Genomic DNA, 23,573 nt, shown 5'->3' with positions numbered 1-23,573 from the left:
GCAGGCTTACGGTCCGTTCGTCTAGGGGTTAGGACGCCAGGTTTTCATCCTGGTAACAGGGGTTCGATTCCCCTACGGACTACAAGGTTTAATGGGTTACTGAAATTTCAGGATTAATTTTATTGAATATAGTTCAGTATCTTAATTAAAAATCGAAGTAAATTAGGCCCGTTCGTCTAGGGGTTAGGACGCCAGGTTTTCATCCTGGTAACAGGGGTTCGATTCCCCTACGGGCTACAAAAAAATAAGGAGGCATTACGCCACATAAACGTAACAAACAGGTAAAAATGGCAAATCATAAGTCGGCATTAAAAAGAATCCGTAGAAACGAAGCAGTGCGTCTAAGAAATAGATATCAGCACAAAACCACCCGTAATGCAATTAAAAGATTGCGATCGGAAGAAGATAAGAAAGCAGCCGAGACACTTTTTCCTACTGTGGTAAGTATGATAGATAAATTGGCTAAACGTAATATTATTCATGCCAATAAGGCCTCTAACCTTAAAAGTAAATTAGCAAAGAAAATAGCTGCTTTATAAGCACGTTAGGCTTTTGTATAATATAGAACCGTTCTTCTAATGATGAACGGTTTTTTTATTCATTTTTTTTTGATTCTAGTCGTTTTCGTTGATGTCTATACATTCATTGGGTTGTGCTACCATTCGCCTTTAGGTATTGGCAAACGTGAAATGTATTACAGGTACGTAGGTTACCAAAATCATATAAAAGTAACCCGTTGTGCATTTTAATTATGGAGTACTTATTCCATACTAAAATCTTCATTAGTTTTCTCCATCCTGAAGGAAGTAATGAAGATTGCTTCGATTAAGCCTTTAGGCTAGGGTAAAAATTAAAGAAATCTAGTCAAAATGAATAATGGGTAAGCGTACTAATTTTAAACACCGTGCTACAAAAAAGAGCAACACCTTGGAATAAGGAGTACTCCTAAAAATTGGGAAGACAGCGCATCGTATTGTTTCCGTTTAGTACTACAAAAAGCCCCAAAAATGCATTGGCATAAATGGGGCTTCGCTATAATTGGTGTTATCCGTGATAGGTCTATTGATTCATAGTCATCAAGAATTCTTCGTTATTCTTAGTTTGTTTTATGCGTTGTTCAATAAATTCCATGGCTTCAACCGGGTTCATATCGGCCAAATACTTGCGAAGAATCCACATGCGTTGTAAGGTGTTTTCATCTAATAAAAGATCATCTCTACGAGTGCTGGATGAGGTTAGGTCGATTGCCGGGAAAATTCTTCGGTTCGATATTTTTCGATCTAACTGCAATTCCATATTTCCGGTTCCCTTAAATTCTTCAAAGATAACTTCATCCATTTTAGAGCCGGTTTCTGTAAGTGCTGTGGCTATAATGGATAAGGAACCGCCATTTTCAATGTTTCGAGCCGCCCCAAAAAATCGTTTTGGTTTGTGTAGCGCATTGGCATCTACTCCACCACTTAATACTTTTCCCGACGCTGGTTGTACCGTGTTGTAGGCTCTGGCCAAACGGGTTATAGAATCTAGGAGAATTACCACATCGTGTCCACATTCTACCAAACGTTTTGCCTTTTCCAAGACAATATTCGCCACCCGAACATGTTCTGTAGCTTCTTTGTCAAAGGTAGATGCTACCACTTCACCACGCACATTGCGTTGCATGTCGGTAACCTCTTCCGGACGTTCATCAATCAATAAAATAATTTGGTACACTTCTGGATGATTGGCGGCAATGCCGTTTGCAATATCCTTTAAAAGCATAGTCTTCCCCGTTTTGGGTTGTGCCACGATCATGCCCCGTTGCCCTTTTCCAATAGGCGAAAACAAATCGATAATACGCGTGGAAATGGTGCTTTGCCGTTCTGCTAATCTAAATTTTTCCTTAGGGAATAAGGGGGTTAAGTGCTCAAAAGAGACCCTATCGCGTACAACTTGCGGGCTTAATCCGTTAATTTTGTTCACCTTTATTAAGGGGAAATATTTTTCACCTTCCTTTGGCGGTCGCACATTGCCTAGAACGGTGTCTCCAGTTTTTAGCCCAAACAGTCTTATTTGAGATTGCGACACATAAATGTCGTCTGGAGAGGAAAGGTAGTTGTAATCGGATGAGCGTAAAAAACCGTAGCCATCTTGCATAATATCGAGCACGCCTTCACTTTCAATAATACTGTCAAACTCAAATTCCGGTTCTTTGTATTTATTTTTTAGGTCCTTATCGAAATTGCTGTTATTCTTGTCCACATTGTTTTTTTGATGTGGAAAAGTCTTTTTTTGGTTCGGGTTCTTGTGTTGGGGCGCAGTTTGTTTAGGATGTTCTTTTTGGTTCTTAGGGGTTGTATTAAACACCGGCCTTTTGGTATCACTTTCTAATGGCGTTGCTGTTTTTTCTATTTTTGTTTCCGGGTCTTTGGTATCTACTTGCGCTGAAGGCTGTTTAGTGGCATTCGGATTAGGCTTGTTATCTTTTTTTTCAGTCACAATTCTAGATCGCTTGGATTTGTTCTGAACGTTATCCTGTTTCGGATGTATTTCCTTTGCTACGGCCGCAGTTTCCGGGGCTATTTTGTGTTCTACGATTTTTGGGCTTGCAGCCTGAAGATCGAGAATTTGATAGACCAAATCCATTTTTTTTATGGTTTTGTACTTAGGTACATTTAATTTTTGCGCTATTTCCTGAAGCTCAGGTAGCTTTTTTGATTTTAAATCTGAAATCTCAAACATTAAGTCTTGAATAAGTTATACTTGTATCGTAAATCTGAAGGTGTTCTTACTTGTGTATTATTCGGGAAAGCTTCCCTCTTTAGGTAAGTGCTAAACTAATAATGCTGCGAAATTACAAAATATTTTCAATATTTGATCGTGAAATTTTAAAAAGACCTTATTTTTGTATTCTCAAGAGTGAAAAGGACAATGATTCAGAGAATACAAACGTTATATTTGGTAGTTGTAATAGTGTTGGGTGCCGTTTTGCCGTTTTGGCTTCATCTTTGGTATGATGCTTCCGGAAATGAAATATTTTCCCAAAAAGAGGTGCTCATTTCTGTTGCGTTCTATGCGACAGCGGTGCTGGCATTGGTTGCTATTTTAGGATTTAAAAACAGAAAAAATCAATTTGTGATTAACCGTGTTAATCTCATTGTAAATCTTTTTATTTTAGGATTTTTCGTGTACCGATCGCTAAATTTATCTGGAGAGACTGTGGTTTCTGAGAAGGGTATTGGGATGCTGATTCCTGTAGTTTCTATCGTTTTTTTAGTCCTTGCCAATAGGGCTATAAAGCAGGATGAGGATCTCGTAAAATCTGCGGATCGCTTGCGTTAAACCTAACATCTTAGTTGTATTAGTGCGTTAAAATCCGGGGTTGTTCCCGGATTTTTTTTTAGCTTGGTATGGAATGTTTAGGATGTTTCATCGTTTTTCTCAGTGGTGGCCTCCTCATCACTGGCTCTTATCAAATCGTTCTCAAGAATGTTTAGTTTCTTAAGTTTTGCTTTCCAAGTATCTAAGGCTTCTTTATGATTTTCGATATTTTTAATCACTTCCTGCACAATGGGACTGTCTGTAGAGGCGTTGGCAAAAAACTGTAGATTGTTTTCCAATTGCCGAATTTCGGCCTTACTTTCATCAATTTTTTTGCGAATAAAATGGCGTTCATTGGCAATAGAATTACCGTCTTCTTTTTGTGCCAATTGCTGAATTTTATTTCCATATTTTAAAAGCTCGGCTTCTTGTTTGCCTACTTTTAATTTTTTAAAGATGCCATCGAGTATGGTATCAAACTTGGAATTAATGTTTTTTTGATGAAAAGGAACTCTACCTAAAGATTTCCACGCGTTGATGATGGTCTTTAATTCGGCTATGTCTTTTTTCGTATCACCGCTTGGTGCAAATGCCTTTAACTTTTCCAAACAGGCATTTTTACGTTCGTAATTATCCGATTCTTCCTTTTGAGACTCATTTTTTGTGGCGTGTAACCGATTAAAATAATGATTGCAGGCCGATTTAAACTCTTTCCAAATCTTATCGGAGTATTTTCGGGGAACATGGCCAATCTTTTTCCATTCGTCCTGTATGCGTTTCATTTCTGGTGTGGCACTGCTAAAATCTTCGCTGTCTTTTAAGGATAAAGCAAGTTGTACTAAAGCTTGTTTCTGTTCTAAATTATCTTGCTGGTCTTTTTTGAGGTTTTTATAGAACGCGTTTTTTTTGTGGTTAAAGGCACGTATAGCTTCCTTAAAGGATTTCCATGTTTTTTCATTTACTTTCTGGGGCACTTTCCCTGCATTAAAAAACTGCTCGCGTAAGGCCTCCACCTTTTTTATTTGTTGCTGTAGTGTTTTATGGTCATTTGCAACATGTGTCGCAATTGCTTCAATTGCGTTAATAATTTCTCTTTTCTTTTCAAGATTTTGCTCAAAAACCTTTTCCAATTCCTTAACCTCCTCCTGTTTCCTCAAATGCAAAACGCGAGTTGCCTTACTAAATCGTTGCCAAATGGCCTCACGATGTTCTTGATCTACCGGTCCTATATCTTCCTTCCAAATCTTATGTAATGTCTGCAATTCTCTAAATGCCTTCGAAAGGTCTTCTTCGGTAGCCAAGGCCTCTGCCCTAAGTACAATTTTTTCTTTTTCCTCTAAATTGTGTTTAAAATCTAGATCGCGAAGTTCTCTGTTTAGGTGAAGAAAATCGTAAAAAATTTCGACATGATGGTGGTACGTGCGCCACACATCATTGTAATTATTTCGGGGTATGGGCCCTGCACTGCGCCACTTTTCCTGAATGGTCTTAAAGCTTTTGTAGGTGGTATTTATATCTTCTTCTACATTAATAAGGCTTTTTAATTCTTCGATAAGTGCCAGACGGTTGCTTAAATTGCTTTTTAGCGATTGCTCCAGATTCCGGTGGTACTGGTTGCGTTTTTCTCTGTATTCCGCATATACTTCATTGAATTGTCGTTTGTCAACCGAGTTGTATTTAAAATCGATTTCATTACCACCACTCGCAATAAACTCTTCTTTTTTTTGCTCTAAAAAATCTTGAAACTTTAGATCGAATTCAGATTTGATATCTTCTACATGTTTTTTTATGGCTTGAATCTTCTCATTTTTCACCAAACGCTGCAGTTCACCGACTAAATTACACATGGGCATGGCATGATAGTCTAGCACCGGAATGCGATGGCGGTGCTGATTATCCTCGTCTTCTGCATCTTCTGCATTGGAATCCTCAATTTCGTTCAATCCGTTTTCCTCAATTTCCTTTTCATGATTTTCAGGGGTTGCGGCTAAAGTAGGATTGGTATCGGAAGCGGCACTGTGTGCGCTATCTGACTGCGTTTCTAAAGAAGAATCGGTAGGAGGAGTGTTAGAATAGGCGTTAGAATCGCTTTCCACATCGACTATTTTCGACGATGAGGTCGCATTGTCTACAACTTGGTCTTGCTCCTTTTTTTCTATAGGTTGTGTTGCATCTTTGGTTTGTACACTTTCTTCTGTTACAGCCTTTTCTTGCGGCTTATCTTCTTTTTCTTCCAACATTGTATCATGTTTTAGTGCGTTGCGTACCCATTTTTTAGTGGGGAGGGCAACAGTGGTCGTTACAAAGATAAGGAAACTTATTTTGGATTTGGACTTGCTAAAGCGTACTACCTTTTAGGGGCACATTTTAAACGTTACGCTCTGTTTAAGAATTCCAGATATCCCAGGCTTTTTCGGCCTGCAGTTGCAGCATTTTTAAACCATTGCAAATGACTGCACCCCGTTGCACTCCTTCGTTTAAAAAAGCGGTTTTTTCCGGATTGTAAATAAGATCGAAAAGCAGGTGCGATTCTGAAATAAAGGCGTACGGAATTTCTGGTTTGTCTTCAATATTAGGATACGTACCTAATGGTGTGCAATTTACAATAATAGTGTGCGTTTCCATGATGTTTTTATCAAGAGCATCATAGGTTATGCACTGAGTACTTGCATTTCTAGACACAAATACATAAGGGATCTCTAGTGTTTCAAAAACGTAGGCCACGGCTTTCGAGGCGCCACCGGTGCCTAAAATAAGTGCTTTTTTATGATGGGGTTTTAGCAGAGGCACCAACGATTTTTCAAATCCGTAACTATCCGTATTGTAGCCAATGAGAGTACCGTCTTTCAGTTTTATGGTATTTACAGCGCCTATTTTTTTCGCTTTTTCATCTAAATCGTCTAAGAATGGTATAATGGCTTCTTTATAGGGAATAGTTACATTAAGGCCTTTTATATGCTTGTCTTGGTGTAGTATGTCTGCAAAACTTTCAATTTTCGGAAGATCAAAATTCACATACGAATGTGACGCGAGGCCCATATCTTGAAATTTTTGGGTAAAATACGCTTTAGAAAAGGAATACGAAATATTCCTTCCTAGAAGACCAAATACAAAGGGTTCATTTTCTGTTTTTGCCATACCATTCTAGTCCTAATAAAATACTAATGCCGATAAAAATAAAGAAAATAGCAGTCCACGACTCCAAACTTGCAAAATTGGGTAAATAGCGTTCGTAATTTTGAATGATAGGATCCCCGTTAGAATCTAAAAGTAAGCCACCTTTGTCATCTATCTTGTAAATCGTATTTTTCCAAGGCCATACCACCCCTAAAGAACCTGTTATAAATCCGATAATTACTGCAGTAGTAGTATGCTGAAACCTTTTTAGGACGTAACTCAATACATGCGATAGGCTTACCAATCCCGCAGCAGAACCCGCAGTAAATACCGCCAATATCTTTAAAAATTGGATGCGTCTTTCATCTTCCAAGAATGCAAAATCGCCTCTGGCAACAGCCCCTAGCGTTTCGTAAAGTGCATTTACCGAATCTACCAAAAGCAACACATAATTACCAAGTAAAATAAGGATAAAAGAGCCGGATAATCCGGGTAAGGTCATGCCCGAAACACTAATCATTCCACAGAAAAAGATAAAAATGAGGTTGTCATTTTCTTTGGCGGGACTTAAAAAACTTATGGAAACACCCACAAGTAAGCCTAACAATCCGGCAAAAACTGTTTTTTTGTTCCACTCGTTAAAATCTTTGGCAATAAAGTAAATAGAACCTAAAATCATCCCGAAAAAGGCGGCCCACACAAAGAGTTCTTTTTTTTCAAGGAAAAAATCTAATAATTTTGAAACGCTGAAATAGCTTAAAAGCATGCCTGTAATTAGTAACGACAAGAATTGGCCATTCACATACCGAGAGGCACTTTTGAATCTGCCGTTGAGGATTAGTTTTAGCGCTTTAAGGTTAATCTTTTGAAGGGAATAGATAAATTCCTCATAAAATCCGCCCACAAAAGCAACAATGCCCCCCGAAACTCCGGGAACTTTGTTCGCCGCTCCCATAGCTAATCCTTTGAGTAAAAGGAATACTTTGTCGGTAAAAGTTCGGGGAGCAGTCATGCGTAAGGCAATTTATTTTTTTGAAGCGACTTTTTCCAAGATGAAAATAAGGGCAAAACCCATAATAGCTAATAAGATAGCCCATACCAATTGGTTATCCCCTTGATAGCTCCATGGTGCAATATTCTCCTCTTTAAGCGGTATTACTTTTGTATTAATAATCTTGGTTTCTAGCACTTTTTTCCAAGGCCATATTTTGGCAAGCGATCCTACTATAAAACCGGTAAGCAGGGCCAGCGTTAAATTTTTGTAATTGCTAAACATCCATTTTAGGAGTTTGGCAAAACTCAATAGTCCAAATACGGCACCTAGTGCCACGGTAATTATTATTTTAAAATCGCGTTCGTGAACGGCATCCAATATGGTTTTATAAGAGCCTAAAAGAACCAAAATAAAAGCCCCTGAAATTCCGGGTAAAATCATAGCACATACGGCCAAAGCTCCGGAAAAAAATAGAAATAGCAAATGGTTGCTATTTTCATTTGGGGGCAAGGTGGTTATGTAATAGGCTATGATGGCACCTAGAACACCTGCAATTATGGAAGCGATATGCCACCTTTCTATTGCTTTTGCTACGCTAAAGACACTGGCTACAACAAGACCAAAAAAGAACGACCATAATAAAATAGGTTGATGCTCTAAAAGCCAGCTTACCGCGGTTGCCAACGAAAAGAGACTTAGGAAAACACCTCCGAACAAAGCCACTAAAAAGCTGCCGTTAAGTTGGTTCCAAAAAGCCTTAAATCCTTTTTTGCGAAACGTGGTAAGAAGGTTTAGGTTGACGTTGTTTATGGAGGTAATTAGTTCCTCGTAAATTCCCGAAATAAAGGCAATGGTGCCACCGGACACACCGGGAACAACATCTGCCGCGCCCATGGCAATTCCTTTGAGACCAATGACAATATAATTTAGAAGATTTCTGTTGTGGGTCATAAATAGGCTAAAAAGGCAAAAGTAGCGTTTTTATTGCGAAGCCTTTTTAACATCCGAAATTAAATTTTTAGCCCAAACAGTCTTTGCAAATTGCGGAAATTCATCCTCAAAAATATGGTGCTTATCAAAATCTAACTTCAGCGCCTTAATCAATCTGTATTGGCCTCTTGGCAGGTCATTACTGTACAGGTACAATCCTGCCATTTTATATTGTATTTCGGCCTTTTCGGGGTAAAATTCGCCCCCTTGTTTTAAAATTTGTATGGCTGTTTCCACATCTTTATTCTGTACGGCTACATCAGCCCAATAAAACCAAACATCTAAATCGTAATTGCCAAGTTCCACACATTGTTTGTAGGCGTAATCTGCTTCATCAAAATTATTGAGCGCAAAATGGATTTTTCCACATTTTTTCCAATAGAGCGGGTTTTCCCCATCAATATTAATGGCTTTGTTGATATAGTACAGAGCTTTCTTATAGCTTTCTCTACGGTAATAAAAGTCCGTTATAGCCAGCCAACCTTTATCTAACAAGGGGTCTTCATGCACCGTTTGATAGTAAAAGTGTTTGGCTAAGTCGTCGTTTCTCAATTTTTCATGACATTTGGCCATACGCAAATACGCATAAGAGGTAGGGTCTTCTAGTTGTATGGTGGTTTCGTAATTCTCTATGGCCTCGTTGTATCGACCTAATTTTTCTAAAACCTTGCCTTTTTCTAAATAAGCTCCAATAAACGTATCATCGCTTATAATGGCAAAATCAAAGGCAGCTAAGGCTTCTGTGTACATTTTTTGTGAGTAGAACATTTTACCCAATTGGTGCCAAGCCACCTCGCAATAGGGATTACGTTCCAAGTAATCATTGAGATACGCAATAGCACCCTCATAATCTTCTAAAAATTCAAAACAATAGATGACATTGTACAATGAGGAGTAATCTTGTTCATCAAAGGAAACACACTGTATAAAATGTTCTTTGGCTTTTTCAAAATTATCGAGAAAGAGGTACTCCATGCCCAATAAGGAGTGGATGTCGAACACGTCATCACTGAGTTCTAAGGCTCTTTTTAGAAGCGCTATTGCCGAATCGTGATCATCTTTTTTAGAATAGATATTGGCCCGTTGAATATAAATTTCTTCATTGTTGCCGTCTACCAATTCTAGACTATCCAGCATTTGTTCTGCGATCTCAAAATTATTTTCAAAGACCAGTACTTCTACATCCAATAATTTTAATTCGGTGGCATTAGGATGTTGTTCTAAGGCAATTTTGATGGCTTTTTTAGCTAAGGCAATCTTTCCGTTATTCAGATAGTAATGTATGATATCTTCAAAATCTTCGGCATCAAAGAAATAGACATCATTGGTCTTCAACATAGATTCAAACTTTACTATGGGGGGAGTTGGGTTTTCGTTAGGATCTAACGCCATAAGCAAGGTTTTGGTTAAACTTTGTGTCTAAAAATAATCTATTACAGCTACTCTTAAAGTCGGTTTTGTGCAATATTATTAACATAGTAGTCAACAAATTATTGTTCTATTTCGTTTAGCGCTTCCAAAATTAAAGCACATCCTTTTAAAATTTCATCTTTAGAAATCGTCAAAGGTGGCGATATCCTGACGGCTTTGGGCTCAAATAACAACCAAAAAAGAATTAATCCCTTTTTAGTACAACGCATCACCAATTCATTGGCTATTTCAGAATTTTCAAAGATTAGTGCCAACATAAGCCCCTTACCACGTATTTCCTTAATACTGGGGTGTTGCAATGTGTGTCTAAAAAGCGCCTCTTTCTTTAAGGTGTTGGCTATGATTTTTTTCTTAGAAAGGACTTTAAGTGTGGCCAGGCTGGCAGCCGCAATGACCGGATTTCCTCCAAAAGTAGTTATATGACCCAGTTTCGGGTGGCTTTGTAGGCTCTGCATGAGTCCGTAAGAGGCGGTAAATGCACCCACCGGTAGCCCGGATGCCATACCCTTTCCCATCACCAAAATATCGGGGACACAATCATAATGCTGAAAAGCAAAAAGTTTTCCAGTACGACCAAAACCGGGTTGAATTTCATCTAAAATAAGAAGGGCACCCACTGCATTACAACGCGCCCTAACTTTTTTTAAGTACCCGTCTATGGGAAGTATAAATCCTGCCCCACCCTGTATGGTTTCTAGTATTACGGCAGCGGTACTTTCCGTGATTTTAGTAAGGTCTTGTTCTTCATTAAAACGAATAAATGATACATCCGGTATTAAGGGTCTAAAGGCGCCTTTGCGCTCTTCGTATCCCATAATGCTTAGGCTCCCCATAGTGTTGCCATGATACGCATTGTGCGCTGCAATAAATTGTGTGCGTCCGGTATATCTTCTGGCTAATTTTAAGGCACCTTCCATGGCTTCGGTGCCACTATTTACCAAATAAGTGGTTTCTAATGGGGCAGGTAACATACTTGCCAATAGTTTTGCAAATTGCACGGCTGGTTTTTGTATGTACTCCCCATAAACCATGACATGCATGTATTTAGAAACTTGTTTTGTAATGGCTTTCTTTACCTTGGGATGCCCATGCCCTAAACTGCACACAGATACGCCGGCTACAAAATCTAAGTGTGCTTTACCCTCAGTGTCATAAACATAACTGCCTTTGGCACGAGCAACCTCCATGCCCAATGGATAGGGCGATGTTTGGGTTTGATAGGTAAAAAAGTCTGCGCTTATCATGGTTACGGTTGCGTTTTTTTAGAAGCGCCTTTCGTTTCATTTGGCCGTGCTGCTTGCGCATTGGCTTTGGGAATACCATTTACGGGATCGCCTTCGTTTTTGGAGCGTTCTTGCTCCTCGGCATCAATATCTATCGGATTTTCTATGCCTCTGATGACGGGCAGCACTATATTGTTGTCATCGTCATCAAAAATAGCGTCTTTGGTGTATATACGCTCATCACCTCGCCAAATAAACCCTTTTAATTTGCGGCTATTTTCCGGTAATTCTGTTTCGGGAAACACATCGCCATCGGGATTCGTGATGAAGGTTATGGTTTCTATTTCGTTTTTGTCTAGAGTCATTTCTATGGCACTGCAAATCGTTTTATCGATACCAATAAGTTCATTTTTATCGTTGTACATATAATAAATAACCTCGGTATTTTTAATTAAATGAATGATTTGTAATTCATTCTCAATGAACTTGCCAAACAAGTCTTTGCCTTTGGCCTGATTATACCCTGTTTTGCTGATAGAATCTAAGGAAATGATAAACGCATTGTTCAACACTTTTAAGGAATCTAATTTTTCGGTTTCTAAATTGGATAATAGATGTATGCTGTCTCCGGTCATTTGATTTTCGCCATTCCAAATCACGGGCCTTGTTATCAGTTGGGTAACTCCTGTTTTTTGATTGAAGTGAATGGAATCGCACTTGCCGCTTAGATCGGTTTTATAAAATTTAGCATTGCGAAAAGCCCGCAGAATACGTTGTTCCGGTTTGCCTGTAATCATTAAAGTATCTCCGTGCATGTAGAGCGAATCTTTTTCGACCAGACTTATAGAAACCGCCCTTTTAGTGGCAAAAACGGAGTCTTTGGCCTTGAACACTTCAGCGTAGTGCGCTCTTATGATGCCCTTGTTAATCGTATCTGTTACTTTGATGTTGTTGGTGGCCGACGCAAACTCGGTAGTTTTATCGAAATACACACTATCGCCCTCAATGATTCGGTTATTATAATCAATCCGGGTGTTTTTTATGCCATAGCCTTGTTCAATTTTAGTATCGTAAAATCCCCGTTCACAATAAATTTTGTAAGTTTCTCCTAAAATGGTAGAAGGGCCGTACATGTAGGCGTTTTTAGAGGTTTGATAATAATCTAATTGTTCGGAATCTATGGTATATTCCGGATTTTCAACATGCACCCTGTCTAAAAATTGGTATTTTTTCGGGATCATAAAGTAGCGCCCAATACGGCTTGTAAGCGTGTTCGCAGAATCTACAATGGTTCCATAATGGTTATAAAATGATTCTTGTTTTTCGCGATCAAAAAATAAGGTGTCTGTTTTTAAGGTCATGTCCTTATTTTGAAGCACCACACTTTCCCAAGCTTTGGCTAATTTTATATTACCGTCATAATCTATTTTTCCACTGGTCATCTGCACCGAATCTCCTTGTTGCAAACGGATATTTCCTATGGCTCTGAGCTTGTTCTCTTTTTGATAGAAAATAGCAATATCGCACCATAAATCGGCACCTTGATGTTCAAACTGTACTTGTTTTTCGTCTTTACTAAAAATGGATGCACCGGGATACTGCGCTTCATCTTTCGTAAAATTGGCACCGTATACAATGTTAATTTGTTTGCCTCCCACATCGATTTGCGCAACGCCAATCCCCGATAAGAAAGTAAATGAAAGGTATAAGAATATCTTTTTCAAGGATATAAAATTTGTCCAAAAATAGCATATTTTAAGGAAGCACCTTGCCTATTATGAGAGTTTTAGGATTTCTTGCCAAAGTGCATTACAGGTATTTTAAGATAGACACATACTGTAATATGTAACTACTTTAAAAACAATAATTTATAGGTTTATGTGTTGATGAATATGGCTAAAACCGCTACATTTTTCACCTATGGCCTTCGCAGGCACTACCTTATCAATCTATCTATGTATCGTTTGGGTTCTATCTGGCCCCACCGACACTATAGTGATAGGAACGTTTAAATGGGTTTCTAAAAAACGAATATAGTTTTGCAAATTTTGGGGGAGTTCGGAAGCTGTTGTCATAGAAGTAAGATCTGTGGCCCAACCCTTCATCTCGGTGTATATAGGGGTCACGTTTTCTACTTCTATATTATACGGTAAATGCGTTATGGCTGTGCCTTTATAGTTGTAAGCGGTACATATTTTTAAATTTTCAAAACCGCTAAGTACGTCAGCTTTCATCATTATTAAATCGGTAACGCCATTAATCTGCACGGCATATTTTAACGCTACTAAATCTAGCCAACCACAACGCCGGGGTCTTCCGGTGGTAGATCCAAATTCGTTGCCTACCCTGCCCATTGTTGCGCCATCTTCGTCAAAGAGTTCTGTAGGGAATGGACCACTACCCACACGGGTAGCATAGGCTTTAAAAATACCAAGTACTTTGCCAATTTTGTTGGGGGCAATACCTAAGCCTGTACAGGCACCGGCAGCTGTAGTATTCGATGATGTTACATACGGATAGGTTCCAAAATCAATATCTAATAAAGACCCTTGGGCGCCTTCTGCCAGTATTTTTTTTCCTTCTTCTTGTGCCCTAAAGAGGTATTCTTCGCTATCTATAAAGGTGAGCTTTTTTAAGATTTCCACAGCCTTATAGAATTCTGTTTCCAGTTCTTTTAAATCGTATTGTATGTCTACATTGTAGAAACTAATCATAGCCTCATGTTTGTCGGCAAGTGCCCGGTATAGCTCTTCCCAATCGGGAAACTCAAGATCGCCAACACGCATACCGTTACGCCCTGTTTTATCCATATAGGCGGGACCAATACCTTTTAAGGTAGATCCAATTTTGGCTTTCCCTTTTGCCGCTTCCGAAGCTGCATCGAGTAATCGATGGGTAGGTAGAATAAGATGAGCCTTTCGGGAAATTAAGAGCTTGGACTTTAGATCTAAATTAAATTTTTGAAGGTTGTCCAGTTCCTTTTTAAAAACAATGGGGTCTATTACTACGCCATTTCCTACAATATTAATGGCATTGGGATGAAAAATACCGGAAGGGATGGTATGCAGCACATGTTTTATGCCATCAAATTCCAAAGTATGTCCGGCATTGGGACCGCCTTGAAAGCGTGCTATAATATCAAAATTTTTGGTAAGTACGTCAACGATTTTTCCTTTTCCTTCGTCGCCCCATTGCAGGCCTAGCAGTAAATCTACTGTCATTCTATTATGGTTGATTTGTTGTTGGGTTTTCTTCTTTATTTTTTGTGCCGTAAAAGTACAGCGAATGATTATTTATTTTGATATCAAAAACTTCTTCAATCGTTTTTTTTATCGACTGTATTCTGGGGTCGCAAAATTCGATGACTTCACCTGTATCGGTAAGAATTACATGATCGTGTTGGCGATCGAAATACGATTTTTCGTATTGCGCCTGATTTTTACCGAATTGATGCCGCCGCACCAGTTTGCATTCCATCAGTAACTCCACTGTATTATAAAGGGTTGCGCGACTTACTCGGTAGTTTTTATTTTTCATTTTGATGTAGAGCGATTCTATGTCAAAATGATCTTCACTATCATAAATTTCTTGTAATATGGCAAAGCGTTCCGGCGTTTTACGGTGCGCATTACTCTCCAAAAATTGGGTAAATACATTTTTTACAATTTCCTGATTTTCGGTAGTACTCATAATTACAATACACTATAGCTAGGCAAAGGTACAGCTAAATTTTATATTCTAGTGACTTTGTCGATTCCGTTAAGACGCCTTAAGTTGTCTATAAGTTTGTTAAGAATAGCGTTATTTTTTACCACTACTGTAATCTTTCCGGTAAAAGTGCCGCCATCGGTACTAAAGTTAAGGTTTCTCATGTTTACATGCATCAGACCCGAAATTATTTCGGTTACGTTGCTTATCAATCCTAAATTATCAATACCGCTAAGCCGAATTTCTGCCGTAAATTCTTCTTGACTGGAGTCGATCCATTTTGCGGAAATAATGCGGTAAACATAGTTAGATTGCAATGCAATGGCATTGGGACAGTTTTTTTTATGAATTTTAATTCCTTCATTGATACTCACAAAACCGAAGACCTCATCGCCGGGAATGGCATTACAACATTGTGAAGGTTTGTAGGGTAATTTTTCTTCTTCCTTACCAAAAACTAGGGTATCGTATTTAGAGGTGATCTCTTCTTTGTTGATGTCTTCGGGGATAGGATTTCTTCGCATTTTGTTTTTGAAGAAACTGATAAAGGCATTGCTGTACGATGACGTAAAGTCCTTTAACATTTGGTTGTCTATGGCGCCAATGCCAACTCGGTAAAAAAGATCCAGACTGGTTTTTAGCTTAAAGAAAACAACCATTTTATTGATGCTATCCTCGTTTAAGGTAATTTTTTGAGATTTTAATTTTCTACGAAGGATCTCTTTGCCTTCTAAGGCTACTGTCTTTTTTTCTTCGCGTAGCGACGATTTAATTTTCGCTCTGGCTCTGGCTGTTGTGGCATAATCTAACCAACTTTGGTTAGGTTTGGCACTTTCCGAGGTCATAATTTCTACCTGATCGCCGCTGTTTAGGGTCGTGTTTAAGGGGACTAATTTCCCATTCACCTTTGCGCCTCTTGTACGGATACCCACTTCGGTATGGATGTTAAACGCAAAATCGAGCGGCGTGGCTCCCTTGGGCAAGGATTTAAGTTCGCCTTTTGGCGTAAATACAAAAATCTCCTTGGAATAGAGATTCAGTTTAAACTCTTCTACAAAATCTACCGCATTTGCCGTGGAATTCTCCAGTGCTTCTTGTAATCTATTGAGCCAAACTTCTATACCTTGTTCTTTTTGGTCGCCGTGTTTGTATTTAAAATGGGCTGCATAGCCTTTTTCAGCAATTTCGTGCATCCGCTCGCTACGAATCTGTACTTCTACCCATTTTCCTTTAGGACCCATAACGGTAATATGCAAGGCTTCATAGCCGGTAGATTTTGGAGAGGATATCCAATCTCGTAACCGTACGGGATTTGGGGTAAAATGATCGGTGACAATAGAGTAAATTTTCCAGGCTAGAAATTTTTCGTTTTGGCGGTCTGCTCGATAAATGATGCGAATGGCAAATTTGTCATAGATTTCTTCAAAAGTAACATTCTGTGACTTCATCTTTCGCCGAATGGAAAAGATAGATTTCATGCGTCCCTTTATAAGGTAATCAAGCCCTTCCTTATCCAAAGAATTGCTAATAATACCCGAAAACGCTTCTATATAGGCCTGTTGCTCTTCTTTAGATTCTTCAATTTTGCCTAAAATGTCGTAATACACCTCCGGTTCAGTATATTTGAGACTTAGGTCTTCTAATTCTGTTTTTATGTTATACAACCCTATTCGGTGCGCTAAAGGAGCGTATATGTATAAGGTTTCTGATGCAATCTTAACTTGTTTATGCTCGGGCATGGACTCTAAGGTGAGCATATTGTGGTAGCGGTCTGCTATTTTTATAATAATAACCCGCACATCGTCATTAAGAGTAAGCAGCATTTTCCGAAAATTCTCGGCCTGCTGGGATATGTTCATATCCTTGTTTAAATGCGCAATTTTGGTAAGTCCGTCAACAATTCGCGCAATGGTTTCCCCAAAAATACGGTCAATATCGTCTAGTGTGTATGCGGTATCCTCTACCACGTCATGAAGCAGTGCCGCGGCAATAGATACGGCATCGAGACCAATTTCGGAGGCCACAATTTTAGCGACGCCTATGGGATGAAAAATGTATGCTTCGCCCGATTTTCTTCTTTGATTCTTATGGGCATCTACAGCAATATCAAAGGCGGTTCGGATTAGTTTTTTATCATCATCCGAGAGCATTTGATAGCTGATCCGAAGCAATTCTTTATATTCCTTGGCAATTGCTTTATTTTCCTTTTCTATGTCGGTCGCAGTCATTTCCATGATCATCTAAAATAGCACTTTCCGGTATGGTAAACAACAAAAATTATGCCTTTAAATTTCGGATTCTGGCACTTAGCGGTGGGTGAGAATAATGTGCAAAAACATAAGCCGGGTGGGGGGTAAGGTTGCTTAAACTGTTTTTGGATAATTTTTTTAGAGAAGCAATGAGGGGTTCGCTGCCATAGGTTTGTTTGGCAAAGTTATCTGCCTGATACTCGAATTTGCGCGAAAAATAGTTCATGATCAGTCCGGTTATTTCAGAAATAGGACTATACAAAATGCCAAAGGCAATGAGTGCGGCATGAAAACTAGGCTCGCTTACACCAATTGCTAATGACATTTCAGGATGGTTTATAAAAAGTGATAAGATAAAGAATGTGAAACCCATAAGGACTAAAGATGCTAGCACATTAAAAATAATATGACGCCGTTTATAGTGGCCTACTTCATGGGCAAGTACGGCTACAATTTCTTCCTCTTCTAAATCGTTTATCAAGGTGTCGTAAAGGGTGATACGTTTTTCCCGACCAAATCCTGAAAAATAGGCATTGGCTTTGGTAGATCGTTTAGAGCCGTCAATCACAAAGATGTTTTTAAGTTCAAAACCTACCTGTTGCGCAAAGGTGGTAATCCTATCCTTTAAAGTACCCTCTTCTAGCGGGGTTTGCTTATTAAACATGGGCACAATAATCTTGCTGTAAAAGAGATTCATAAGTACCGAAAAAAGGGCAACGAGCAGCCATGCATAGATCCAAAAATGAGTACCTGCCCATTGAAAAAACCAAAGGATTACCGCCAAAAGACCTCCACCTACAAGTAGGGTCATGAACCAACTTTTTAGTTTATCAATAAAGAATAATTTGCGGGTGGTTTTGTTAAAACCAAATCGTTCTTCAATTACAAAAGTTTGGTAGTACGCTAGCGGGGTATTAAGTACATCACTTCCAAAAAAAATGAGTCCAAAAAAAATGAGTCCAATCAAAATAGTGCTATCGGTTATACTACGAGCCATGGTATCTACCCAAGCAAATCCACCAAAAATTAAAAAAGCCAGCGTAAGGACAAAGGAGAATCCTGAGGTAAGGCGTCCAAATTTATAATTAACACTCTTATACGCTTGCGATTTTTTGTATTCCTCAGGATCAAAAACATCCCTTAACTCTTCCGGAATAGGATCGTTAAATTTTTTCGCATTTAGATAATCCAAAATAGATGCTACCACAAATTGGAGTGTTATGATGGCGATGATACTATAAAATAAGCCGGTACTACTCATAGATTTTTTGGTATTCAAAGGGCTACCGATGTAGACGTACGAAACTAAACAGCAGAAACCAAATTGTATTCTTTGGCTCCCTTTATGCAGTATCCTTTCCGTGCCATCCTCGTTGACGCTTGGCCTCAAAGATAAGAATTGCTGCGGACACCGAAACATTCATGGAGTCTATTTCTCCTTGCATGGGAATCACAATGTTTTGGGTAGCATGCGTAAGCCAATCGGTTGTTAATCCATCCGCTTCGGTACCAACCACAATTGCCGTAGGTTTGGTAAAATCGGTAGCCGTGTAAATATCTGAAGCGTCTAAAGAGGCACAAAAAATGGAAATGTTTTTTTGAATAAGGAAATCAATGAGTGCTGCGGTACTTCCTGTGGCGATGGTATTGGTAAAAATGCAGCCCACGCTAGATCGTATAATATTGGGACTGTAAAGATCGCTTCGAGGATTTGCAATCAGTACCGCATCGAGTTTTGCGGCATCGGCCGTTCTTAGGAGTGCGCCCAGATTTCCGGGTTTTTCCGGTGCTTCCGCAACTAGAATCAGCGGATTTTCTGTTTTTAATTGAAGGCTGCTCAGCGTATGGCTTTTACTTTTAAGTACTGCTATAATCCCTTCTGTAGTGGTTCTGTACGCTATTTTTTGATAGACGTCTCGGCTCAAGCTAAAGCACTCCGTATAAGGATGTGCTTTTTGAAACAAGGACAAAACTGCTTCTTCTGAAATAATTTCATTCTGAAACAACACGTACTCCACGGCGTAACCACCTTTTAGAGCCAGTTGCACCTCTCGGACACCTTCCACTACAAAAAGCCCTGTTTTTTTGCGTTCTCTTGCCTTTTCCTGCAGGAGCAACGTTTTTTTTATTGCAGCGTTTTGTACGCTACTAATGTATTTTACATTATTCATTGGCTACAAAAATAAAGCAAAAGATGCGGTACATGGGCTTCTTTTACTACAAATAGAATTGATATAGAATATGCTACAAATATGTGTCGAGTATTTCGCTATTCGCAGCATTATACGTGTCAAATCCAAAAAGGAATTAGGCTAATTCTAATGTTGTGTTGTATACGATTAATTATGGATTACAAAGCGCTATTTTTAATTCTATTTTTGACGCTTGCGTTGTCATTCAGGGAGAACCACGAACACTTCACCATAATTACTCACCCTTATATTTTTCGGAATACCGTTTCCAAAGTTCGGTTTGATGGGTTTCTAAGGAAATATGGCGACCATCGATAAACGCATGCGTTAATTGATTAGTTCGCATATCTAAGGCATCACCTTCAGACACAAATAAAGTGGCGCTTTTGCCAACTTCTAAACTGCCGTAGGCGGCATCGATACCCAATATTTTTGCAGCATTGAACGATATAATTTGCAATGCCTTTTCCTTATCCATGCCTTGGCCTACAATCTGGCCTGCGTAAAAAGGGATGTTTCATTCTCGAGTATTTTTAGAGTTGATGGAAGGCTAAATATATAATATATCACAGATTTAGGATGTAAATCGTGTTTTTTTAACATTATAGGGGGTGATTTTTATGATAGGCAATCAGAAGCTGCACCACCAGATTGTAACTTCGAATACCGGCAGGCTGACTGTTGGCTTTCAAAAAGCTGTTGAAAACAGATTTAAACACAGGCTCAAGCGGATTGTCGTAAGCCTGCCAAAATTCGGTCATTTCACGGAAATTTTTCTTTACACCTTCATTTAAAAGGGCATATTGGACATTAAATTCCGTTTCATTACGTGTTCTTAATTCGCTTAAGCAATAGCTTAAGGCATAGTTGTAGGCAGCGTATTTAAAATATGGGTCAGTATGGGTTTCCGTGGCCAAATAGCCAATAAAATTGGTTTCATTCTCGGCGGAATATCCCAATTGATGCCCAATTTCATGAGCACTAACCACCGGAAATCGTAAACGGGGTAACTTGCCATTCACTTGGGCTTCGTTCGTAAAGGGATTTAGGTAGCCACCATAGCCCATGTAGGTTAGTGCGGTGCTATATAGGGATGTTTTTAAACTTGGTGCCGCATAGCCTAAAAAAGAGGTCTGTTGTTGTAATTGCGAGTATCCGGAAATGGTCTTTTCAAAAATTTGATTTTTGGTATACGGAATCTGTACAGCTTCGGAACTGTCTGCCATAAGCTGATACTGAATTTCATTATTTTTTTCAACCAACCTCGACACTAAAAATGTAAGATCGGCGGTTGTGGTCTCCAAAGATAAACCCATGGTTTTTGATATGGGTTGCCGGTAGTAATTAAACCCCCAAAGCAGATGAAAAGCAAAATAGGCTAAGGACAAAACGATTGCCATGTTTCGTAAAAACAGTAAAGGACATTTTAGGATATCGCCTCTTTTTTGTACCAAATAACGCAAGACAAGTAGGGTGCATAGGGTGTACCCTATATCTCCTACCGAAAAAGGTACCCATCCTAAAAGCTTTCGCGATGCCAATGAAACTAATGGATAAAGACCTGTACTGTAGTATTTTTCAATAATTTCGGGGTAATGACCTATCGTTTTTACAACGATAATTTGTGGGATAATGGACAAAGCGATGCCATTTTTAATGTTGCGGTTCATTGGTTCAAAAATACAGAAATATGGGGTATAGTCGTATCGCAATACCTATTTTTGTAACTAAAATAAGTTTCTATGAGTGTGCAGATTCAAAATTTGGAACCTAAAGAAGTTTGGCAAAAGTTTGCCGACCTAAATGCCGTTCCCCGTGCTTCTAAAAAAGAGGAGCGCATTATTCAGTTTGTAATGGAGTTTGGTACGTCCTTGAAACTAGAGACCTTAAAAGATGATGTGGGAAATGTCATTATTAGAAAACCGGGAACCGCTGGAATGAAAAACCGCAAAACCGTTACCCTACAGTCTCATTTAGACATGGTGCATCAAAAGAATAAGGATTCTGATTTTGATTTTGATACACAAGGCATCCCTATGTATGTGGATGGGGATTGGGTGAAAGCCAAAGAAACTACTTTGGGTGCCGACAATGGCTTGGGGGTCGCTGCCATTATGGCTTTATTAGAAAGTACTACCATTCCGCATCCTCCTTTAGAGGCTTTGTTTACGGTAGATGAGGAAACCGGCATGACCGGTGCCATGGGGTTGCAACCCGACCTTTTAAAAGGTGAAATTCTCCTTAATTTAGATACAGAAGAAGATGATGAAATTGCAATAGGATGTGCCGGCGGTATTGATGTTACGGCTACCAAGGAGTATAATGAAAAGGATTTGCCTAGAGCCGTAGTGGGCTACGAGATTGATATCGCAGGATTACAAGGAGGTCATAGTGGTATGGATATTCATAAAGGGTTGGGCAACGCCAATAAAATTATGAATCGCTTATTATACCACCTTGCCTTGTCGCATAACCTTCGAATTGCGAGCATTGATGGTGGCGGACTTCGAAATGCCATCCCCAGAGAGAGTTATGCGCGGATTGTGGTAGACAAAGCACAGACAACGTCTTTTGAAAAAGAATTTAAAAAACTCGTAACTATCATTAAGGCAGAATTACATGTGCAAGAGCCCGCATTGTCTATGAACTTAAAGCCTAAAACGGTTCCAAAAAAAGTAATGGGCTTAGGGACCCAGGAAAAGTTACTTCGGCTACTGTATACATTACATAACGGAGTGTACGCCATGAGCGCATCCATTCCGGATTTGGTAGAAACGTCAAATAATTTGGCCCGAATTTCTGTAAAAAAAGGAAAAATAAAAATAGGGTGCCTTGCCCGCTCTTCGGTAGCAACAGCCAAAATGGATTTGGCAGCGGCTCTTGTGGCAGCGTTTGAGTTGGCCGGATTTGAGGTTCGTTTAGACGGAGATTATCCGGGGTGGCAACCGAATATTGAATCTCCTATATTGGCCTTAGTTAGTGCCACTTACGAACGCCTTTATGCTAAAAGTCCCAGAGTGATAGCGTGCCATGCCGGATTGGAGTGTGGTATTCTCGGAAAACATTATCCTAAAATGGATATGGTGAGTTTTGGTCCTACCATTAAGGGCGCACATTCGCCAGATGAGCGTGCTCAAATTACGTCGGTTCAAAAATTTTGGGCATGGCTGCAGGCAATATTGGCAGACATCCCTGTGGCATAAAAAAAGCCCTGTATCGTAAAAGATCAGGGCTCCTGTACGTTCTTATTATTGGTGTTATTGCACAATTCCCGAAATTGCAATATCGAATACCAAATCGGCATTGGGAGGTATTACATTTCCGGCTCCTTGAGCTCCATAGCCCAAATGGGAAGGGATATAAAGGCGCACCTTATCGCCCACTTTCATTTGTAAAAGGCCTTCTCTAAAACCCGCAATCAATCTAGCTTCCGGGCTGTAATCCATCGAAATGGCTTCATAACCCCCGCCGGCTTTCCGTTGTGGATTAAACTGGCCAAATTGGGTGGCTATCGCTTCGATATTACTATCGAAAAGTGTTCCATCCTCCAAAAATCCGGCATAAAAAACCTGTACTTGTTGCCCTACTTTAGGTTTTTCGCCATCCCCTTTTGTAAGATAAAAGAGTTGAAGACCAGAGGGTAAGGTTTCGGCCTGCGATTTATTTTGAGCTAGTTCCGCCAAAAATTCATCTTTGGCTTTTTGTAAGGTTTGTGCTTTTGCTTCTTCTTCTGCAAAATAGTCGCTCATTATTTTTACCGCGTCAAATTTTTTAGCCTCTTTACCATTGCGTATAATGAGTACCTGATTCATAACAACGTCGGTTATGGGCTTATCTCGTTCTCCAATTTTTACGTTGGCTATGGAGTCTACCACATCCATGCCATCTACCACTTCCCCAAAAACGGTATGTCTTCCGTCGAGAAACGGGGTTTCTTTATGTGTGATAAAAAACTGACTCCCGTTGGTGGTTGGGCCTGCATTGGCCATAGACAGAATCCCGGCCTTATGGTGCGAAAGGGAATCGTGAATTTCATCTTTAAACTTATAACCCGGATTACCGCTACCTGTGCCCGTGGGATCCCCACCTTGAATCATAAAATCTTTAATAACCCTGTGAAAAATAAGGCCGTCGTAATATTTTTTCGATTTGTACGTATCGCTTACAAAAGGATTGTTGCCCTCTGCAAGAGCCACAAAATTAGCGACAGTTAGCGGCGTTTTTTCACTTTCTAATTTAAGAATAATGGCACCTTTATTGGTTTCAATATTGGCGAAGATACCATCGCCAAGTTCAGGATGCTGGCTCGTTTTGCAGCCGATTAATGCCAAGGTAGTGGCATATATTACTAAAAAGGTGTACTTCATTT

18 protein-coding genes, 2 tRNA genes and 1 pseudogene are annotated in these 23,573 nt (G+C 39.4%); 5 read left to right on the top strand and 16 right to left on the bottom strand.

Features of this window, described 5'->3' with window-relative positions:
* Nucleotides 1-10 precede the first annotated feature (10 nt).
* The 3 genes from U1E44_RS03300 to rpsT all read left to right on the top strand — a co-directional run bounded on the left by U1E44_RS03300 (nucleotide 11) and on the right by rpsT (nucleotide 539).
* Nucleotides 11-82: transfer RNA gene (locus tag U1E44_RS03300), tRNA-Glu, on the top strand.
* An 83-nt stretch (nucleotides 83-165) separates the two neighbouring features.
* Nucleotides 166-237, top strand: a tRNA-Glu gene (locus tag U1E44_RS03295).
* A 50-nt stretch (nucleotides 238-287) separates the two neighbouring features.
* Nucleotides 288-539 carry a 30S ribosomal protein S20 gene (rpsT, locus tag U1E44_RS03290; protein WP_322929619.1) on the top strand — a complete coding sequence of 84 codons (252 nt, stop codon included), beginning with the start codon at nucleotides 288-290 and terminating at the stop codon, nucleotides 537-539.
* A 520-nt stretch (nucleotides 540-1,059) separates the two neighbouring features.
* Here rpsT and rho read toward each other — a convergent pair.
* Entirely contained in the window at nucleotides 1,060-2,721 is a 1,662-nt protein-coding gene (gene rho, locus U1E44_RS03285) for a transcription termination factor Rho (protein WP_322929618.1), read from the bottom strand.
* A 189-nt stretch (nucleotides 2,722-2,910) separates the two neighbouring features.
* Here rho and U1E44_RS03280 point away from each other — a divergent pair, with 189 nt between their 5' ends.
* Nucleotides 2,911-3,321 carry a DUF4293 domain-containing protein gene (locus U1E44_RS03280; RefSeq protein WP_322929617.1) on the top strand — a complete coding sequence of 137 codons (411 nt, stop codon included), beginning with the start codon at nucleotides 2,911-2,913 and terminating at the stop codon, nucleotides 3,319-3,321.
* A 77-nt stretch (nucleotides 3,322-3,398) separates the two neighbouring features.
* Here the strand turns inward: U1E44_RS03280 and U1E44_RS03275 are convergent, their stop codons facing one another.
* The 14 genes and pseudogenes from U1E44_RS03275 to U1E44_RS03210 form a co-directional block, all read right to left on the bottom strand.
* Nucleotides 3,399-5,540: a DUF349 domain-containing protein gene (locus U1E44_RS03275; protein WP_322929616.1), complete on the bottom strand. Its 2,142-nt coding sequence runs from the start codon at nucleotides 5,538-5,540 to the stop codon at nucleotides 3,399-3,401.
* Nucleotides 5,541-5,685: 145 nt separating this feature from the next.
* On the bottom strand, nucleotides 5,686-6,438 hold the full coding sequence (locus U1E44_RS03270; RefSeq protein ID WP_322929615.1) for a shikimate dehydrogenase family protein: 753 nt from the start codon (nucleotides 6,436-6,438) through the stop codon (nucleotides 5,686-5,688).
* The gene (locus tag U1E44_RS03265; RefSeq protein ID WP_322929614.1) at nucleotides 6,419-7,429 is read right to left on the bottom strand and encodes a DUF368 domain-containing protein; all 1,011 of its coding nucleotides are present in this window, start codon (nucleotides 7,427-7,429) and stop codon (nucleotides 6,419-6,421) included. Before U1E44_RS03265 ends, U1E44_RS03270 begins: the two co-directional genes overlap by 20 nt.
* 12 nt (nucleotides 7,430-7,441) lie before the next feature.
* Nucleotides 7,442-8,362 carry a polyprenyl-phosphate transporter gene (locus U1E44_RS03260; protein WP_322929613.1) on the bottom strand — a complete coding sequence of 307 codons (921 nt, stop codon included), beginning with the start codon at nucleotides 8,360-8,362 and terminating at the stop codon, nucleotides 7,442-7,444.
* 30 nt (nucleotides 8,363-8,392) lie between these two features.
* Nucleotides 8,393-9,793: a tetratricopeptide repeat protein gene (locus U1E44_RS03255; protein WP_322929612.1), complete on the bottom strand. Its 1,401-nt coding sequence runs from the start codon at nucleotides 9,791-9,793 to the stop codon at nucleotides 8,393-8,395.
* Between the two features lie 98 nt (nucleotides 9,794-9,891).
* Nucleotides 9,892-11,076: an aspartate aminotransferase family protein gene (locus U1E44_RS03250; protein ID WP_322929611.1), complete on the bottom strand. Its 1,185-nt coding sequence runs from the start codon at nucleotides 11,074-11,076 to the stop codon at nucleotides 9,892-9,894.
* Nucleotides 11,077-11,078: 2 nt separating this feature from the next.
* The gene (locus tag U1E44_RS03245; RefSeq protein WP_416242044.1) at nucleotides 11,079-12,785 is read right to left on the bottom strand and encodes an OstA-like protein; all 1,707 of its coding nucleotides are present in this window, start codon (nucleotides 12,783-12,785) and stop codon (nucleotides 11,079-11,081) included.
* A 219-nt stretch (nucleotides 12,786-13,004) separates the two neighbouring features.
* The gene (locus tag U1E44_RS03240) at nucleotides 13,005-14,276 is read right to left on the bottom strand and encodes an adenylosuccinate synthase (RefSeq protein WP_322929609.1); all 1,272 of its coding nucleotides are present in this window, start codon (nucleotides 14,274-14,276) and stop codon (nucleotides 13,005-13,007) included.
* A gap of 4 nt (nucleotides 14,277-14,280) precedes the next feature.
* Nucleotides 14,281-14,745, bottom strand: coding sequence for a Fur family transcriptional regulator (locus tag U1E44_RS03235; protein WP_322929608.1), 465 nt, complete (start codon nucleotides 14,743-14,745; stop codon nucleotides 14,281-14,283).
* Nucleotides 14,746-14,786: 41 nt separating this feature from the next.
* Entirely contained in the window at nucleotides 14,787-16,991 is a 2,205-nt protein-coding gene (locus U1E44_RS03230; protein WP_322929607.1) for a RelA/SpoT family protein, read from the bottom strand.
* A 49-nt stretch (nucleotides 16,992-17,040) separates the two neighbouring features.
* The gene (locus U1E44_RS03225) at nucleotides 17,041-18,273 is read right to left on the bottom strand and encodes a M48 family metallopeptidase (protein WP_322929606.1); all 1,233 of its coding nucleotides are present in this window, start codon (nucleotides 18,271-18,273) and stop codon (nucleotides 17,041-17,043) included.
* 82 nt (nucleotides 18,274-18,355) lie between these two features.
* The gene (locus U1E44_RS03220) at nucleotides 18,356-19,183 is read right to left on the bottom strand and encodes a TrmH family RNA methyltransferase (protein WP_322929605.1); all 828 of its coding nucleotides are present in this window, start codon (nucleotides 19,181-19,183) and stop codon (nucleotides 18,356-18,358) included.
* A gap of 256 nt (nucleotides 19,184-19,439) precedes the next feature.
* Nucleotides 19,440-19,721 (bottom strand): annotated as a pseudogene (locus U1E44_RS03215) (amidohydrolase family protein); the annotation flags it as partial.
* An 85-nt stretch (nucleotides 19,722-19,806) separates the two neighbouring features.
* Nucleotides 19,807-20,874: a DUF3810 domain-containing protein gene (locus U1E44_RS03210; RefSeq protein WP_322929603.1), complete on the bottom strand. Its 1,068-nt coding sequence runs from the start codon at nucleotides 20,872-20,874 to the stop codon at nucleotides 19,807-19,809.
* Nucleotides 20,875-20,946: 72 nt separating this feature from the next.
* Between U1E44_RS03210 and U1E44_RS03205 the strand changes: the two genes are divergently transcribed.
* On the top strand, nucleotides 20,947-22,407 hold the full coding sequence (locus U1E44_RS03205) for an aminoacyl-histidine dipeptidase (RefSeq protein WP_322929602.1): 1,461 nt from the start codon (nucleotides 20,947-20,949) through the stop codon (nucleotides 22,405-22,407).
* Nucleotides 22,408-22,461: 54 nt separating this feature from the next.
* Here the strand turns inward: U1E44_RS03205 and U1E44_RS03200 are convergent, their stop codons facing one another.
* Nucleotides 22,462-23,571, bottom strand: a complete 1,110-nt coding sequence (locus tag U1E44_RS03200; RefSeq protein WP_322929601.1) for a peptidylprolyl isomerase — start codon at nucleotides 23,569-23,571, stop codon at nucleotides 22,462-22,464.
* Nucleotides 23,572-23,573: the final 2 nt, after the last annotated feature.

This window comes from Aurantibrevibacter litoralis, assembly GCF_034651555.1.
GTDB classification, from domain to species: Bacteria; Bacteroidota; Bacteroidia; order Flavobacteriales; family Flavobacteriaceae; genus Aurantibrevibacter; species Aurantibrevibacter litoralis.
This window is presented reverse-complemented; position numbering and strand designations above follow the sequence as displayed.